15 protein-coding genes are annotated in these 16,018 nt (G+C 64.3%); 10 read left to right on the forward strand and 5 right to left on the reverse strand.

The genetic code is table 11. The features are described from left to right. From ybgF to CR492_RS12495, 4 genes are all read left to right on the forward strand, one after another. Positions 1-562, forward strand: a 562-nt coding sequence (gene ybgF / locus CR492_RS12480; RefSeq protein ID WP_102844087.1) for a tol-pal system protein YbgF, incomplete at its 5' end; no start/stop codon positions are given. Then, the gene (gene tilS / locus CR492_RS12485; RefSeq protein ID WP_102844088.1) at positions 556-1,689 is read left to right on the forward strand and encodes a tRNA lysidine(34) synthetase TilS; all 1,134 of its coding nucleotides are present in this window, start codon (positions 556-558) and stop codon (positions 1,687-1,689) included. The genes ybgF and tilS, both read left to right, overlap by 7 nt. 154 nt (positions 1,690-1,843) lie before the next feature. Beyond that, on the forward strand, positions 1,844-3,772 hold the full coding sequence (gene ftsH, locus CR492_RS12490) for an ATP-dependent zinc metalloprotease FtsH (protein ID WP_102844089.1): 1,929 nt from the start codon (positions 1,844-1,846) through the stop codon (positions 3,770-3,772). A gap of 86 nt (positions 3,773-3,858) precedes the next feature. Further along, a complete protein-coding gene (locus CR492_RS12495; RefSeq protein WP_180982533.1) occupies positions 3,859-4,962 on the forward strand; it encodes a DUF1176 domain-containing protein in 1,104 nt (367 codons plus the stop codon). A 30-nt stretch (positions 4,963-4,992) separates the two neighbouring features. Here CR492_RS12495 and pal read toward each other — a convergent pair whose 3' ends face one another. From pal to CR492_RS12515, 4 genes are all read right to left on the reverse strand, one after another. After that, positions 4,993-5,505 (reverse strand): peptidoglycan-associated lipoprotein Pal, encoded by a 513-nt coding sequence (gene pal / locus CR492_RS12500; RefSeq protein WP_102844091.1) that lies wholly within the window; start codon positions 5,503-5,505, stop codon positions 4,993-4,995. Between the two features lie 362 nt (positions 5,506-5,867). After that, positions 5,868-8,720, reverse strand: a complete 2,853-nt coding sequence (locus CR492_RS12505; RefSeq protein ID WP_102844092.1) for a DUF4159 domain-containing protein — start codon at positions 8,718-8,720, stop codon at positions 5,868-5,870. Further along, the gene (locus CR492_RS12510; RefSeq protein WP_102844093.1) at positions 8,721-9,677 is read right to left on the reverse strand and encodes a DUF58 domain-containing protein; all 957 of its coding nucleotides are present in this window, start codon (positions 9,675-9,677) and stop codon (positions 8,721-8,723) included. It abuts the gene before it with no gap. Position 9,678: 1 nt separating this feature from the next. Next, the gene (locus CR492_RS12515) at positions 9,679-10,680 is read right to left on the reverse strand and encodes an AAA family ATPase (RefSeq protein ID WP_102844094.1); all 1,002 of its coding nucleotides are present in this window, start codon (positions 10,678-10,680) and stop codon (positions 9,679-9,681) included. 228 nt (positions 10,681-10,908) lie between these two features. Here CR492_RS12515 and CR492_RS12520 point away from each other — a divergent pair, with 228 nt between their 5' ends. From CR492_RS12520 to CR492_RS12545, 6 genes are all read left to right on the forward strand, one after another. Beyond that, positions 10,909-11,487, forward strand: a complete 579-nt coding sequence (locus CR492_RS12520; RefSeq protein WP_432431212.1) for a DUF1285 domain-containing protein — start codon at positions 10,909-10,911, stop codon at positions 11,485-11,487. Next, positions 11,484-12,146, forward strand: a complete 663-nt coding sequence (locus CR492_RS12525; RefSeq protein WP_102844096.1) for a CoA pyrophosphatase — start codon at positions 11,484-11,486, stop codon at positions 12,144-12,146. Before CR492_RS12520 ends, CR492_RS12525 begins: the two co-directional genes overlap by 4 nt. After that, positions 12,146-12,406, forward strand: coding sequence for a DUF6111 family protein (locus CR492_RS12530; protein ID WP_102844097.1), 261 nt, complete (start codon positions 12,146-12,148; stop codon positions 12,404-12,406). Before CR492_RS12525 ends, CR492_RS12530 begins: the two co-directional genes overlap by 1 nt. Positions 12,407-12,419: 13 nt before the next feature. Next, positions 12,420-13,679, forward strand: coding sequence for a CCA tRNA nucleotidyltransferase (locus CR492_RS12535; protein WP_102844098.1), 1,260 nt, complete (start codon positions 12,420-12,422; stop codon positions 13,677-13,679). Between the two features lie 123 nt (positions 13,680-13,802). Beyond that, the gene (locus CR492_RS12540; protein ID WP_102844099.1) at positions 13,803-14,063 is read left to right on the forward strand and encodes a hypothetical protein; all 261 of its coding nucleotides are present in this window, start codon (positions 13,803-13,805) and stop codon (positions 14,061-14,063) included. A gap of 67 nt (positions 14,064-14,130) precedes the next feature. After that, positions 14,131-14,799, forward strand: a complete 669-nt coding sequence (locus CR492_RS12545; protein ID WP_280951541.1) for a class I SAM-dependent methyltransferase — start codon at positions 14,131-14,133, stop codon at positions 14,797-14,799. Positions 14,800-15,214: 415 nt separating this feature from the next. Here CR492_RS12545 and CR492_RS12550 read toward each other — a convergent pair whose 3' ends face one another. After that, positions 15,215-15,991, reverse strand: coding sequence for an SDR family oxidoreductase (locus CR492_RS12550; protein WP_102844101.1), 777 nt, complete (start codon positions 15,989-15,991; stop codon positions 15,215-15,217). Between the last annotated feature and the right edge of the window lie 27 nt (positions 15,992-16,018).

A 16,018-nucleotide genomic window follows, 5' to 3' on the forward strand; every position in this document is an offset into this window, starting at 1 on the left:
CGCCGCCCTGGATGACGCGGATGGCGGCGCGCCGGAAGGACCACTCAATCTTGCCGGGGCAAAATGGCGAGCGTCGCAGGATGCGCAAACCGCGCCCTCCGCGACCCCTGCCCAATCCAGCGGCCCCGTCGCGGCGCTGGCGCCGTCGAATGCGCTGGCGCCCGGCGCGACGCCGACCAATCCCGTTAAGGAGGAGTTCGACCTCGCCTATGGCTATTTGCGCCAGAAACAATATGAGGCTGCGGAGAAGAGCTTTACCGCCTTTATCCAGAAAAACCCGAAAAGCCGCTATAGCGCGGACGCCACTTATTATCTCGGAGAAAGCTTCTTCCAGCGCAGTCGCCCGCGCGAAGCCGCCGAACAATATCTGAAGATTTCGACGCAATACGCGAATTCCGCACGCGCGCCGGAGGCCATGCTTCGGCTTGGCCAATCGCTGAATTCGCTTGGCGCGAAGGAACAGGCCTGCGCCACCTTCGCCGAAATCGGCCGGAAATATCCGAACGCGCCGGGCAGCGTCAAAGCCGGCGCCGATCGGGAGGCCAAGCGCGTCCAATGTTAGACATCCGGCCGGATGCGCCGGCGCGGCCGGCTTCAGCGCGGGCGCGCCTGTGTTCGGACGGCGTCGCGCTGGGAGCCGACGGCGGACTCGCGCTGGAGCGACTTGCCGCCGAGCTGCTGCGTCCATGGGAAAAGGCGCAAAAAATTCTCCTCGCCGTTTCAGGCGGACCTGATTCGATCGCCTTGATGCTGCTCGCGAGCCGCTGGATGCGAGCGCGGGCGGAGCGAGGCCTCGCCGCGCCGCGGCTCCATGTCGGGACTGTCGACCACGGACTGCGCGCAGAGTCTCGCGCCGAGGCGGAAGCTGTCGAAGCATGGGCGAAAGCCGCCGGGCTCCCGCACGAGATCCTGACCTGGGACAGCGGCAAGCCGACGACGCGCATCCAGGAGCGAGCGCGCGCGGCGCGCTACGAGCTGCTTTGCGCCTGCGCCGCCCGGCTCGGCGCCGACATGATCGCAACGGCACACCACGCCGACGATCAGGCCGAGACAATTTTGTTCCGCCTCACCCGCGGCAGCGGTCCGGGCGGTCTGGCCGGCATGTCGGAGCGCATTTTCCGCCTTGGGCTTATCCATTCGCGGCCCCTGCTCTCCTGCGATAAGGCCACGCTGGTCGCCTATTGCAAGGCGCGGCGTCATGATTTTATCGCCGACCCGTCCAACCGCAATCCGGCTTTCGCCCGGACGCGCATGCGCGTGCTGCTCAACCTTCTGGCTGAAGAAGGCCTCGATCGCGCGGCGCTGCTGCGCCTTGGCCGCCGCGCCGCGCGCGCCGAGGAAGCGCTCGCCGCCCGGGCGCGGTCGGTCTCTGAGGATGTGACGCTGCGAGGCGCTGGCGGCTCCGTCATCGACATGGCGCAGCTTGCGCGCGAGCCGCAAGAGATTTTGATTCGAGTCGTCGCGGCGCAGATCCTCGAGGCGAGCGCCAGGATCGGACCGCTGCGGCTGGAGCGACTCGAAGGGCTGGCCATGTCCTTGATGCAGGCCTGCCGCGACGGCCGGACATATGCGGCGACGCTCGGCGGCGCGGCGCTTTGTCTCGACGCGAGCCTGCGCCTTTCGATTCGGGCGGAAGCGGCGCGGCGCGCGCGGCCAAAACCCAAGCAAAAGGACGCCGAAAACCGCTAGACGAACCGCGCTACTTGCCTTCTGGCAAGCATCCCCTTGGCAATGGCGCGTCCGACGCCTACATTCATCGTCTAATCGCCAGGCGCGGCAGTTAGTTTTCTTTGCCGAGACGGTGGACCCTCGGGGTCAAGGGCGCCTGGAGCAGGACGGTGAAATGAATCCGAATTTCCGTAATTTTGCGCTCTGGGTCATTATTATTCTGCTCGTCGTGGCGCTGGTCATGCTGTTCCAGAATCCAGGACAGCGGGCCGCCTCCCAGGATATTACCTTCAGCCAGCTTTTGACCGAGGTCGATCAGGGCCGCGTTCGCGAGGTGACCATTGCAGGCAATGAGATCAGCGGTCATTTCACCGACAATCGGGCGTTCTCGACCTATGCGCCGAACGACCCGACTCTGGTTCAGAGCCTTTACAAGAAGAACGTTTCGATCTCCGCCAAGCCGCCGTCCGACGGCAACAATTGGCTGCTCACGCTTCTCGTCAACGGCCTGCCGCTGATCGCGATTTTCGGCGTCTGGATTTTCCTGTCGCGACAAATGCAGGGGGCTGGCGGCAAGGCGATGGGCTTTGGCAAGTCCAAGGCGAAGCTGCTCACTGAGGCGCATGGACGCGTGACCTTCGAGGACGTCGCCGGCGTCGACGAGGCCAAGGAAGACCTTCAGGAAATCGTCGAATTCTTGCGCGACCCGCAGCGGTTCCAGCGGCTCGGCGGGCGGATTCCGCGTGGCGTTTTGTTGATCGGCCCGCCTGGCACAGGCAAGACGCTGCTGGCGCGCGCCATCGCCGGCGAAGCGAATGTGCCCTTCTTCACGATTTCGGGTTCGGACTTCGTCGAAATGTTCGTCGGCGTCGGTGCGAGCCGCGTGCGCGATATGTTCGAACAGGCCAAGAAAAACGCGCCCTGCATTATCTTCATCGATGAGATCGACGCAGTCGGGCGCCATCGCGGCGCCGGACTTGGCGGCGGCAATGACGAGCGCGAGCAGACGCTGAACCAGCTGCTCGTCGAGATGGACGGCTTCGAGGCCAATGAGAGCATCATTCTCATCGCCGCGACGAACCGTCCGGACGTGCTCGATCCGGCCTTGCTGCGGCCGGGCCGGTTCGATCGCCAGATCGTCGTGCCCAATCCCGACGTGATCGGCCGCGAGCGCATTCTCAAGGTCCATGTTCGTAAGGTGCCGCTTGCCCCGGACGTCGAATTGAAAGTGGTCGCGCGCGGCACACCGGGCTTTTCCGGCGCCGATCTCATGAATCTCGTCAATGAGGCCGCCCTGCTCGCGGCCCGGCGCGGCAAGCGCGTCGTCACCATGGCGGAATTCGAGGATTCGAAGGACAAGATCATGATGGGCGCGGAGCGCCGCACCATGGTCATGACCGAGCAGGAAAAGATGCTGACCGCTTATCATGAGGGCGGCCACGCCATCGTCGCGCTGAGCGTGCCGGCGACGGATCCGGTGCATAAGGCGACGATCATTCCGCGCGGCCGCGCCCTTGGCATGGTCATGCAGTTGCCCGAGCGCGACAAGCTGTCGACGAGCTATCTGCAGATGACCTCGCGCCTTGCCGTGTGCATGGGCGGCCGCGTCGCGGAAGAGATCATCTTCGGCAAGGACCATATCACCTCCGGCGCGCAGTCGGACATCGAGCAGGCGACCAAGCTCGCGCGGGCTATGGTCACCCGCTGGGGCTTCTCCGACGAGCTCGGCACGGTCATGTATGGCGAAAACCAGGAGGAAGTCTTCCTCGGCTACTCCATGGGCAAGCAGCAGACGATCTCCGAGGAGACGGCGCGGAAAATCGACTCGGAAGTGCGCCGGCTGGTCGAACTCGGCCTTTCGGAAGCAACCCGCATTCTGAACGAGAGAAAACAGGACCTCGAGACGCTGGCGCGGGGCCTGCTGGAATATGAAACCCTCTCGGGCGACGAGATCATCGGGCTCCTGCAGGGCCGCAAGCCCGTGCGTGAAAATCCCGACGACGCCGCGCCGCTCCGCGGCTCGCCGGTGCCGAACATTGGCGCCGGGGCGCGGCCGAAGCCGGGGCCGGAGCCTGGGGGGCTCGAGCCGCAACCGCAGGCCTGAGGGTTGTGATTTGATGGATTGGGGCGCTTCGCTGGTCGGGGCGCCCTATTTTTTTAAAGATCGGGGCCGGCCTTTGGAACGAAGAAGTGTTTGAGACCCTGATCGCGCCAGGCGCTGCGCAGCGGCGCTTCAGCTTCATTCTGGCGCTGACGCTCGCATCAGGCAGCGCGCCGGCGCGAGCGGCCGAACAAACGCCCGCGCCGCAAGCGCAGCCGCTAAAACAATTCAAGGACTGGACCGTAGGCTGCGACAATCTCCGAAATTGCGTCGCGCTCGGTCTGTCGTCTGAGGCCGACATGAGCGGCGCTTACGTGAAGATCAGCCGCACAGGGGCGGCCGAGGCCCGGCCATCCGTCTCAGTCACCCTGATTGCGGATTTGAAAAGCAAAGCGCCGGGGCTGCGGCTGCAATTTGACGGGGCGGCGAGCGGGCTGCCGGACCGGCCCCTTCCGTTGCGCCAGGACGGAGATTTCGTCAGCGTCGCCCTGCCGCCAGAGCAGGTTGACGCCTTTCTGGCGGCGTTGCGCACGGCAAAGCGGCTCACCATCCGCTTGATCGACGGCAAGACAGCCGCGGACCCCGCTTTTGTGTCTCTCGCGGGCTCCGTCGCGGCGCTGCTTTATATGGACGCGCAGCAAAATCGCGCGGGGACAGTTTCGGCGCTGATCGACAAGGGAGCCGCGCCGTCCAGCACGGACACGCCCGAGGAGCCATCAATCGCCGCCGTGAAAATGACCATGGATCGGACGGAGCCGAAACGTCCCGCCGGCGTCGCTTCCGCGACGGACGAGAGCTGCAAAACCTATGATCCGATTGTCATCCGGCTCTCTGTGACGGAAACGCTCTGGGGCATATGCGATCAGGCAGCGGCCTATAATTTCGCTTATCGATTCTGGATCGCTGGCCCGGGACGGCCAAAAGGGGCAAGGGCCGTAGCGTTCGCAACGCCAGGCCACACGGCGGCCAATCCCGACAGCTCCGTGCTCGTCAATCCGAGCCTGTCGGAGAATGGCCTGATCCTTTCATCCAGCAATAAGGGCCGCGGCATTGGCGATTGCGGCGAGGCGGCCGGATGGGCCTATGACGGCGCCAAATTCCGGCTTGTCAGTCTGCAGCAGATGGATGAATGCCGCGGCGTCGCGCCGGGGGATTGGCCGACGCTCTACAAGGCGCGGGTGGAGCCGAAATAGCGGATGGCGTCCACGGTCAGCGAGACCGCGTCAGGACTGTGAACCGGCCAGCACTGTGACGGCGCGGCGGTTCTGCGACCAGCAGGAAATGTCGTTGCAGACCGCCACCGGCCGCTCCTTGCCATAGCTGATCGTGTGGATGCCTGACGCCGGTATGCCCCGCGCGACAAGATAGGCCTTGGCCGCCTCGGCGCGCCGCGCGCCCAGAGCGAAATTATATTCGCGGGTGCCGCGCTCGTCGGCGTGACCTTCGACCGTGAAGTTCGCCTTGGCGTATTGGCGCAGCCAGCGCGCCTGCTTGTCGAGCGTCGCCTGAGCCGTCGAACTCAATTCACTGGAATCGCTTTCGAAGAAGACGCGGTCGCCGACATTGACAGCAAAATCCTGCGGGCTGCCCGGGATCGCCGGGCCGCGGCTGCCGGAGTTGGCGTTGGCAAGCGCGTTCGGATCTTCGGCGGGGTTCTTGGCGCAGGCGGATATTGCGAGGGCGGCGCCCAGCACGGCGGCGATTTTCCAATCGCGCCTGCGTTCGAGAAAGCTCATCCTCTTAACTCCTTCAACTGATCGCAAGGCAGGCTCATCCGTAAGGCGTTGACCGTTAAAATAAGGTTTCGTCAACCTTGATCGAAGCTTATCAGACAACGTTGCATTTGAGTAATCAAGCGAAATGGTTAACGAGAGGTTAACGCCGCAGATTGTGGCGCCGCGGGCCTCCGTCATTACGCATGGAAATCTCAACTATTCATTGACCATATCTTGAGATGCTGCCGGCTTATCTCAACCAGGACCACAAAGGCAAGGGCGACGGCGCGAAAAAACTCGGTCAGCCTGCAGCCGATTGTCGCGCCCCGGCGCTCATAACGAATGATTTTGCGGTCGAAGCCTTGTGCGAGGCTCGCCGCAATTCAATGTGCGAGGCGCTCGAGAAGGTCGCGGACATGCACCTGATCGGCCTTATAATTTCCGGTCAGCGTGTACATGACGAGGTTGACGCCGCCGCGCAGGGCGAGTTCGTGCTGGCGCGCGCCGCCCGGCGTCAGGGCGTAGAGACTTTCGCCGTCGGCGTCGCTCGCCCATCCGGCGGCAAGATCATTCGACGTAATCACCACCGGTGAGACGCCGTCGCCCGAACGCGCAGGCCGGGCGCTGCCGTCGGCGGGCGCGGGAGGCAGCGCTTCGATCCAGGTCGCGCCATTGGCGTAGCGCCCGATGAAGCCATCGAGAAGATAGAAGGTCTTGGTCACGACGTGATCGGCGGGAACGGGGGCGAGTTCGGGGACATCCACCCCTTCGAGCAATTGCCGCAGCCAGCGCGCTTCCGGCGTCGGCGGCCCGTCCGGGCGGGCGCTCAAAGCGTCGCGCGTGTCGAAAATTATCGTGCCGCCCTGCTTCATGAAAGCGCTGATCCGAGAGATCGCCTGCTGCGGCGGCTGTGGACGCCCGGCGACGATCGGCCAGTAGAGCAACGGATAAAAGCTCAATTCATCGCGCGCCGGATCAAGGCCCACGGGTTCGCCGGGCGTCAGCGAGGTGCGCCGCGCCAGCACGCGCGAGAGGGAGAGCAGCCCCTGCTTGCTGGCTTCGTCCACCTTGGCGTCGCCGGTCAGAATATAGCCGAGGCGGGTCGTCAGCGCTGATTTCATATCCCGCGCGGAAACGGCAGGCGCCGCCGGCTTGGATAGTGGCGCCGCCAGCCCGGATAATGGCGCCGCCGGCTCGGCCTTTACGGGCGGGGCAACGGCCGACATAGCGCCGGCGACGATCAACAGCGAAAGCGCGGCGGCGGCGCTGCGGCGCTGGCGCAGCGCGCCCGAAAGCCAGAGCGAAGCCAGCGCATCAAGACAGAAGAGCAAAAAGGCGGCGGCGATCAGATAGGGCTGCAAATCGATCGGCTCCGCGCCCCGAAGCAAGCTCGGCGCGAGGCCGAGCAACGCAAAATCGAGCGCCTCGATCTTGTCGTCGCGGCCAAGCGCGTTGACGGCGATCGGCGCATTGGCGGGGCCGTAAAAGCCGGGCAAATGCTCGGCGTCCGCCACGCCGGAAAAATCGACGGAAATCGGCTTGGCGTTCGCCGGCGGGGGCCCGAGCGCGCCAAAGCCGTCGAGTATTCGCGTCGGCGCTGCGGTTTTAGGCTGATCCGTTTGCGCATTGAGGGCGCTGGCAGAAGCGTCCGCTTCCTGCGCGGAGCTCTGCCTCGTCTCGCCGGCGAGATCGACGATTTTGCGCAGCATGTCGACGAACAGTCCGGACAGGGGCAGATTCGACCAGGTGGTGTCCGCCGTGACATGGAACAGGATCGACATGCCCTTGCCCATCCGGCTCGCGGTTACGAGCGGCGTGCCGTCCGAGAGCTGCGCCAAAGTCTTGCCCGGCAAGCCCGGGTCCGGCTCGGCCAGCACCTGCCGGGTGATCGTCACTTCGGCCGGCGTTTCAAGGCCGAAGAAGGGGCTCGAACGCTCGAAAGGCGCGAGGCGCTTCGGCGTGTCCCACGACATCGAGCCGCCGAGCACGCGCCCGCCCCGGCGCAGGCGCACCGGGACGAGATCGTCAGAGGCGCCGGCAAGGCGCGATCCAGCAAAGCGCACGAGAATGCCGCCATCTTCGACGAAACGGCGCAAATCGTCATGCGTCTGCCCGGAAACCGCTCCGACGTCAGCGAGAATCAGCACCGCGACATTTTCGGCCATGAGCGAATGAATGGGATCGCCATCGCCGGGACGCGCCTCGCGCACATCGGCGAAGGGCGTCAGCGCTTTTCTCAAGTAATAGTTCGGCGCGAGCAGAGGCTGCGATACGTCGGCGACCTCGCCGCTGACGATGCCGACGCTGCGCCGGCGCCAGCGCGCGTCGAGCAGCGAGACTGCGCCCGCCGAATGCTCGTTCGCGATGTCGAGCCGGGCGATGTCGTTGCGCAATTCGACCGGCAGATCGAGCCGCGCCACAGTCGAAGTTTTTCCGGCGAAATCATAAGGAGCGGCGCCGATCGAAAGTCCCTTGGCGTCGAGCGCCCGGAGCTGGCCTTGCTCGGGGCCGCCAAGGCCCGAACGCATCACGCGAACCTCAACGCCGCTGGCGAGATTTTGCGGCCCAGCCAACGCCCTCGCCGGCTCTGCCCCTGCGACGATCGTCAGGCTTTTTTGCAACGACGCGAGGCCAAGCGCGAAATCATGGGCGTGGCCGCGATCGACGGCGTCGGTGATCCACACATAAGCGGCGTCAGGATGCGCGCCAGCGAAGATCTTGATCGCGCCAAGCAAGGGAAGGCGGTCCGGGACATAGGGCGCGGGCTTGATCGCGCGCAGCCTGTCGCGGGCCTTCGCCGCATCTGTGAGGGCGATCTCCTGCGCGCCGTCCGACGCAGCGACGACCGAGACCGGACGCGACAGTCGGCTCAATGCCTCGATCCGCTGCGCCGCCGCCTCGACGCGGCGGTCCCAGTCCGGCGCCGCCGTCCAGCCGTCATCGACGATGATGACGAGAGGGCCTGTCCCCGCAGCGAGCGGCGCCGGATTGAGCACCGGGCCGGCCATGGCGAAAATAATACAGGCGGCGATAAGGAGGCGCAGCGCGAGCAGCGGCCAGGGCGTCCGGCTCGGCGTCTGACGGATCGGCAGGAGATCGAGAAACAGCCGGAGCGGCGGAAACGGAACCTGTTGCGGCCGCGGCGGCGTGACGCGCAACAGATAATAGAGGATCGGCAAGCCGACGAGTGCGGCGAGCGCGAGGGGAACGGTGAAGGCGAGCGGGATCGCGAACATCTAAAGCGCGCGGCCGGCGGCGGCGTTGAGCAGATTGGCCTCGAGCTGCATTCTCAAGCCGAGCAGCGCCTCGGTCGCCGGGCGGTCGGTCCTGTGCAGCATCAAGGTCCAGCCGCGCGCCCGCGCCGCCGCGCGGATCGCCTCGCGATGGGCGTTGAGCCTGCGGATATAATCAGCGCGGAAGGATTCCGCCTGCCCGACGCGAAGCCGCGCCGACGAATCGACGTCGATGAATTCCGTATTGCCGGCAAAGGGGAAAGTTTCCTCCACGGGGTCCGCGATCATGACGAGGTGGCCACGCGCGCCGAGCGCCCCGAGCGTCTCGATCGTCGCCGCAATATCTTGCGGGGCGCTGAGGAAGTCGCCGATCAACACGGCCTGCGAATTACGCGGCAGGACTTCCGCGGCGGGCAGTTCCTCGGCCTCGCTCGCCTTGCCGTTTTTTTCGCGGATCCGGAATTCATTGAGCAGAACCTCGCCGAATCTTTCGACGATATTGCGCGCCGCCAGCGGGCGAGTCAGGCCGAGCAAGCCGACGCGCTCGCCGCCCTGGACGAGGAGATCGGCGGCGGCGAGGCCGAGAACAAGGGCGCGGTCAATTTTCGCCTGCAAGGCGAGCTTTGAGACAAAGCGCATCGAAGCGGAGCGGTCGATCCAGAGCATCACCGTATGGGCGGCCTCCCATTCCCGTTCGCGCACATACAGCCGATCGTCGCGCGCCGAACGGCGCCAGTCGATGCGGCCGCGCGATTCGCCCGCGACAAAAGGGCGAAACTGCCAGAACGTCTCGCCGGAGCCGGCGCGGCGGCGGCCGTGGACGCCTTGCAAAACGCTCGCCGCCACGTCCCGCGCGGCCACGACGAGGCCGGGAAAGCGCTGCGACAGCGTCAGCGCTTCTTCCTGACGTCCGGCGCCAGGACGGCTTTCATCGCCCGTCAGGAGGCGGACCAGCGGCATGTCAGGCGAGCCGCGCCGTGAGCTTGGCGATAATGTCGGCGATCGTCTCGCCCTCGGCTCTGGCCGAGAAGGTCAGCGCCATGCGGTGCTTTAAAATCGGCCCGGCGAGCGCCGCGACGTCGGCGTTCGAGGGCGAGAGCCTGCCGTCGAGCAAGGCCCTCGCTCTGGTTGCGAGCATCAGCGCCTGCGCCGCGCGCGGTCCCGGTCCCCAGGCGATATGCTGGGTGATGGACGGATCGCCCTCGCCGGGGCGCGCCGAGCGCACGACATCGAGAATGGCCTCGATCACACTTTCCCCGATCGGCAGGCGGCGCACCAGACGCTGAACTCCCATCAGCTCTTCCGCGGTCATGACATGGCGCGCCTCGGCCTGCGCCGCTCCGGTCGTCTCGATCAGGATGCGCTTTTCGGCGGCGCGGTCCGGATAGCCGACGTCGATCTGCATCAAAAAGCGATCGAGCTGCGCCTCCGGCAGCGGATAGGTGCCTTCCTGCTCCAGCGGATTTTGCGTCGCCAGCACATGGAAGGGCTGCGGCAGCTCGTGCCGTTCGCCAGCGACGGTGACATGATATTCCTGCATCGCCTGCAGGAGCGCGGACTGGGTGCGTGGGCTCGCGCGGTTGATCTCGTCGGCCATCAACAGCTGCGCGAAGATCGGCCCCTGAATGAAGCGGAAGCTGCGCCGCCGGTCGGAGGCTTCTTCCAGAACCTCGGAGCCCAGAATGTCAGCCGGCATCAAATCCGGCGTGAACTGCACGCGCCGCGCGTTAAGGCCGAGTACGGCGCCCAAAGTCTCGACGAGCTTCGTCTTGGCGAGACCCGGCACGCCGACAAGAAGGCCGTGGCCGCCGGACAGTAAGGTCACAAGCGATTCCTCGACCACCTGCGTCTGGCCGAAGATGATGCTTTCAATGGCAGCCCGCGCCGCGGCAATGCGCTCCAGCGCGGCTTCGGCGCTGCGCTCCACGGCGGCTTCCAGAGAGGCTGTCGCTGCTTCTGCCATGAGAATCCTTTTTTGCGCCCGGCGGCGGACGTCCGAAAACGCTTCGATTCTACGGATTAGTGGTCTATCCCGATACCGTTGTCGACCGGCTTGGTTTTCACATTTGCCGCGATTTGGCTCTTTTTGATGGCTCCGCCGTCTCTCAGGCTCGATGTGACTGAGGATATTGACATAAATCAGGATGGAGCGCGCGCGACAGGACCGGCCGCGGACGGGCTTGCGTTGCATATGGCTGCGGCGCTGCCGACCGGCGACGACCCGGCGATTTTGCAGAAGCCCCTGCCCCCGGTCGAATCATGGGACACGCCCTTTTGCGGCGACATCGACATGCGCATCGCCCGCGACGGAAGCTGGATTTACCAGGGCTCGCCGATCGCGCGGCCGGCGCTGGTGCGGCTGTTTTCGACGATCCTGCGCAAGGATCCCGAGCGATTCGTGCTTGTCACGCCGGCCGAATGCGTTGGGATCACGGTCGAGGACGCCCCCTTCATCGCCGTCGAGATGACTTTGGTTGAAGAGAATGGCGCACGAAGCTTGCACTTGCGAACCAATGTCGGCGACTTCGTCACGATCGACTCCAATCATCCGCTGCGCTTCGAGAGAGGCGTCGCGGACGGCTTGAAACCCTATGTTCTCGTGCGCGGCGGCCTTTGGGCGCTGGTCGCCCGCACGCTTGTCGCCGACCTCGTCGCGCTCGGCGAAATCCGCGGCCACGCGGGACGGGAAAGCTTCGGCCTCGCCTCCGGCGGCGCGTTCTTTCCGATTACCGACGCGAGCGAACTCGCCGCCATCGAGGCCGCCGTTTGACATCGCCGAGGAACGATCGGTTTGCGCCAGAGCGCGTCACCGCCGATATTCGCAAAAAGCTCAGTTTCTCCCTGGAGCCGCAGGGAAACGAGCTTCTCGTCAACGATCCCGTGATCGATGACGATTTCTTCAACGGCCAGCCGACGCGCTATGCCCTGGCGGCCGGCGCGCGGGCGGCGGCCGTGCTTGTCGGGCTCGTCCTCTATGAGGAGGAAATCAGGGTTCTTTTGACCCAGCGCGCGGCGACGCTTCGGGTTCACGCCGGTCAGATCGCTTTTCCCGGCGGCAAGATCGAGCCGCAGGACGATGGGCCAATTGGCGCGGCTCTGCGCGAAGCGCATGAGGAAATCGGCCTTGCAAGCGATTGCGTCGAACCGCTCGGCTTCCTCGACCCTTATGTGACCGGCACCGGCTTTCGCGTCATCCCGGTCGTCGCTGGCATCGCGCCGCGCTTCAATCTCGTACTCAATCCCGGCGAGGTCGCCGATGTCTTCGAAGCGCCCTTCTCTTTTCTGATGGACGAGGCCAATCATTGCCTTGACGCCCGCGAATTTGAGGGGCGGCTGCGCCGCTTTTACGCCATGACTTACGGCGAGCGCTATATCTGGGGCATCACCGCTGGAATTCTGCGCAACCTCTATGAGAGGCTTTATTCCTGATGTGGCGCGTGATCCTCGAACCCGCACTTCTGTTCGGCTCTCCTTTCGCCGCCTACATTCTTTATCTCTGGGCGCGCCAGAAATACCCTTTCGCAATCGATCATTGGACGCAGAGCGCCGTCTCCACTCTGGTGCTCGCCGGTCTTGCCGTCGCGGTCGCCGGCGTGCTGTTGATTGGCGTTTTCTCCGAACGCCATCATGGCTCCTATGCGCCGGCCCATATCGAAAACGGCCATCTCGTGCCTGGCCAGATTCAATGAGGCCCGGTCGGCCATGACCACCCCGGACGGCCCCGGCGAAAGAGCAAACGCGCAAGCCCTAGCCCTGCTCGCGGACAACCCGGGTTTACAGCGGATTTTCGCGGCGATCGACATTGACGGCGACGAGACGCGGATCGTCGGCGGGGCCGTCCGCAATGCGCTGCTCGGCCGCAAAATCGAGGACATCGACCTCGCCACCACGGCGCCGCCCCCGCTCGTCATCGAACGCGCGCGCGCCGCGGGGCTGAAGATGATTCCCACCGGACTGGATCATGGCACGGTGACGCTGCTTGTCGACGGGCGCGCTTTCGAAGTGACCACTCTGCGCGAAGATATCGAGACGGACGGGCGCCGCGCCAAGGTGTGCTTCGGGCGCGACTTTTGCGCTGATGCGCGGCGGCGCGACTTCACCATCAACGCGCTTTTCCTCGACAAGTGCGGGCGGCTGTTCGATTTTGTCGGCGGCGTTGAGGATATCGCGGCGCGCCGGGTGCGTTTCATCGGCGACCCGGAAACGCGGATCCGCGAGGATTATCTGCGCATTCTGCGCTTCTTCCGCTTCTCGGCCGATTATGGCGAGGGTCCGATCGATTGCGACGGCCTCCTGGCGGCGGTGCGCGGGCGCGCTGGATTGGCGCAGCTCTCCCGCGAGCGCGTGCGCGCCGAACTTTTGAAGCTGGTCGGGGCGCGGCGCGCGCCCGATGCGGTCGAGGCGATGAGCGCCGCCGGCTTGCTTGGACCTCTTATTGCCTCGGCCCCCAACCCCGCCCGGCTGCGGCGGCTCGTCGAGCAAGACGCCAACGCCGATCCCCTGTTGCGGCTCGCAGCGATCTGCCTCGAAACGCCGGAGGACGCCGAAAGGATCGCCGAGCGGCTACGCCTCTCCAAAGCCGAGCGGGACCGCCTGTCGCGCGCGGCGCGCGTCATCGTCGCGTTGCATGGCAAACCCTTCCCGCTGCCGGAGCATGTTTTAAACGTCCTTCTCTTTCGCCACGGAAGAGAAGCGGCGCTCGACGGTTTGACCCTCGCCGCGATCGGCGCATCCTCGTCCGGCCAGCGCGCCGCAATCGATTTTCTGAAAACAGCGCCCGAGCCCCGCCTGCCCTTCTCCGGCGCCGATCTGATCGCGCGGGGTTTTAGCGGACGAGCGGTGGGCGACGCCCTGGCGACGCTGCGCGAGCGTTGGATCGAAGCGGAGTTTACGGACGATCGTGAAAAACTCGGCCGCATGCTCGATTCGGCGGTAGCGAGGAGCGCGGCGGCCAACCGTTAACCGCGTCGGCAATCAGCATCTGCGCAACGCCTTAAACTTTATCTTTCAGCGGCCAGCGAGGTTTTTGACGCGGCGTCGCCGCGCTATGATGCATAAAGTCGGCGTGGGGAGTTTGCTGCAATAGTGAGCGCGGAGGAAAAAACCCCATCGGACGTCGCGCGGCGGCTGGCGCGGCGCTCACATGCGCGCGCAGCCGATGGAGCGACCAGCGGCGGCTGGCGGCGCGAGACCTTCACTTTGCCGCGCGGCGAGGCGCGAGACAAGGCGCGAGAATGGTTCGCGCAGTTTCCGAAGGCAGCCTATATGACCGAGATCGAATCCTGGCGGGAATTGTCAGATGACCGCATCGAATTCACCATGCGCCGCTTGCCCAGCGCCGACTGATGTGACAATATAGTAGTATAGACTTCGATAATATATATATATATCTCATATAATGATGGGTATTGCTATGTTAGCATATGATTTTCAGACGGTTAAACAAGCAAATCCTCTTGCAAGATTCGCTCACAAGCAACGAATCGAACGATCTGTCATGCTTGCTCAGCAATATCTTGCTCCAAATGGCGTAATCGTTGACTTCGGTGCCGGCAAAGGATCATTCCTGACGGCGTTGGGCGACAAACGGCCTGACGCGACGCTTTATGCGATCGAAGAATATTTCAGGCCTGCCGAAGATTCGCGCATTCACTACGTCGAGAACTTCAAATCGCTTGAAGTGAAAACGGATCTAGTCACGTCGTTCGAGGTCGGCGAGCATCTCACGGACGCAGAAACCGAGGAGTTTCTCACCGACGCCCGACAATCGCTCAAGGATGGCGGCAAGCTTATAATTTCCGTCCCAATCATGATTGGTGCGGCGTGCGCGCTGAAGGATTTGAACAGGGCCCTGATGTTTAGGCGCGCGCCTGAGTATTCGCTGAGGGAGCTGATTGCGGGATCTTTCGGCGGAGCAGTTCAGCGTCCCGCCGACCGCCGCCCGACCCACAAAGGGTTCGACTTCCGCTGGCTTCGAGACAGGATAGAAAACTATTTTCTCATTGAGAATGAGATCCTTTCTCCCCTGCCTCTTCCGTGGTGGGTCAATTCCCAGATATTCTTCATCTGCCGTAAAAAATAGATCGCCATTTTGCCGTAACGTGAAGCCATCTACGTTGGGGCGCGCATTCGAGTCATTCGGACGGTAGGCTTTTCGACTTTGGAAAGCGCCCCTGCTCGAAAGCGCAAGGGACCCTCCCGGCCAAGGCTCAGTATTTACACTGGCTCCCTATTTGGGAACGAAATGCAGGTTGATCGACTTGCCGCTGCCGACTAGCGCAATGTTCGTCAGTTGAATCTCGATCAAGGGATGGCGCTCGCTTCGGATCGGGGTTGGACAGAAGCGGATTGAATGCGGTCGACGCGCAGGCCGAAAAGTCGATCAGCACGACATTGAGATTTCGAATTTCCAGGTGGTCGGGAAATAATTTTGACCCCGCCTTCAGCGTGTCGACAATTCTCTGACTGTTGAGACAACATCCGCGCCGGGCGCGTCCTCACAGCACGATGTCCGGGGTCGCCCAGGAAAGATGCTGGCCGGCGTCGACCGCGATCATTTGGCCCGTGACATGGCGCGCCCGCGCCAGATAGAGCACCGCTTCGGCGATCTCGTCAGGCTCGATCGGCCCTTCGAGCGGCAGCCCGGCGACCTCGCGCAGAAAGCCCGCCCCGCCCTGGATACTGTTGGCGAGCGAGGGACCCGGGCCGACCGCGTTGACCCTTACCCCCAACGGCGCGAAACCCTGCGCCATCGTCTGCGTCGCGGTCCACAGCGCCGCTTTGCTCAAGGTATAGGAGAAAAATTGCGGCGTCAGCCGCAGCACGCGCTGGTCGATGATGTTGACGATCGACGCATTCGCTCCTCGCGGCGCGGCTTCGGCGAAGCGGCGGGCGAGGACGCAGGGCGCGCGCAGATTGACGGCGAAATTTCGCTCCCACTGATCGAGCGTGAAATCGGCCGGAGAATCCATTTCGAAGGTCGAGGCGTTGTTAACAAGAAGGCTCAAGGCGCCGAACGCGGCGCCGGCCCTGGCAATCAACTGTTCGACCCCGGCGGCATCGGAAAGATCCGCACCGAGCGCACAAGCGCGCCCACCGTCCCGGATGATTTTTTCCGCCTCGCGCTCCGCCTCAGCCAGAGAGGACGGGCTGCAATGGATGGCGACCGCATAGCCAGCTCGGGCGAGGCGGCAGGCGATGGCGAGGCCGATCCGCCTGCCGCCCCCCGTCACGAGCGCGGCCGACGCCTCGCCGTTCAGCCTTTGCTCACTCATTCAGCTGGCCCGGGTTACAACCTCAAG

The sequence above is a fragment of the Methylocella silvestris genome, assembly GCF_002891535.1.
Lineage (GTDB): Bacteria > Pseudomonadota > Alphaproteobacteria > Rhizobiales > Beijerinckiaceae > Methylocapsa > Methylocapsa silvestris_A.

Coding starts and splice junctions, on each gene's coding strand:
- CR492_RS12545 (WP_280951541.1), top strand. CDS start 14,131: ATGTTAGCATATGATTTTCAGACGGTTAAACAAGCAAATCCTCTTGCA.
- tilS (WP_102844088.1), top strand. CDS start 556: ATGTTAGACATCCGGCCGGATGCGCCGGCGCGGCCGGCTTCAGCGCGG.
- CR492_RS12520 (WP_432431212.1), top strand. CDS start 10,909: ATGGCTGCGGCGCTGCCGACCGGCGACGACCCGGCGATTTTGCAGAAG.
- CR492_RS12510 (WP_102844093.1), bottom strand. CDS start 9,677: ATGCCGCTGGTCCGCCTCCTGACGGGCGATGAAAGCCGTCCTGGCGCC.
- CR492_RS12535 (WP_102844098.1), top strand. CDS start 12,420: ATGACCACCCCGGACGGCCCCGGCGAAAGAGCAAACGCGCAAGCCCTA.
- CR492_RS12550 (WP_102844101.1), bottom strand. CDS start 15,991: ATGAGTGAGCAAAGGCTGAACGGCGAGGCGTCGGCCGCGCTCGTGACG.
- CR492_RS12530 (WP_102844097.1), top strand. CDS start 12,146: ATGTGGCGCGTGATCCTCGAACCCGCACTTCTGTTCGGCTCTCCTTTC.
- pal (WP_102844091.1), bottom strand. CDS start 5,505: ATGAGCTTTCTCGAACGCAGGCGCGATTGGAAAATCGCCGCCGTGCTG.
- ftsH (WP_102844089.1), top strand. CDS start 1,844: ATGAATCCGAATTTCCGTAATTTTGCGCTCTGGGTCATTATTATTCTG.
- CR492_RS12515 (WP_102844094.1), bottom strand. CDS start 10,680: ATGGCAGAAGCAGCGACAGCCTCTCTGGAAGCCGCCGTGGAGCGCAGC.
- CR492_RS12505 (WP_102844092.1), bottom strand. CDS start 8,720: ATGTTCGCGATCCCGCTCGCCTTCACCGTTCCCCTCGCGCTCGCCGCA.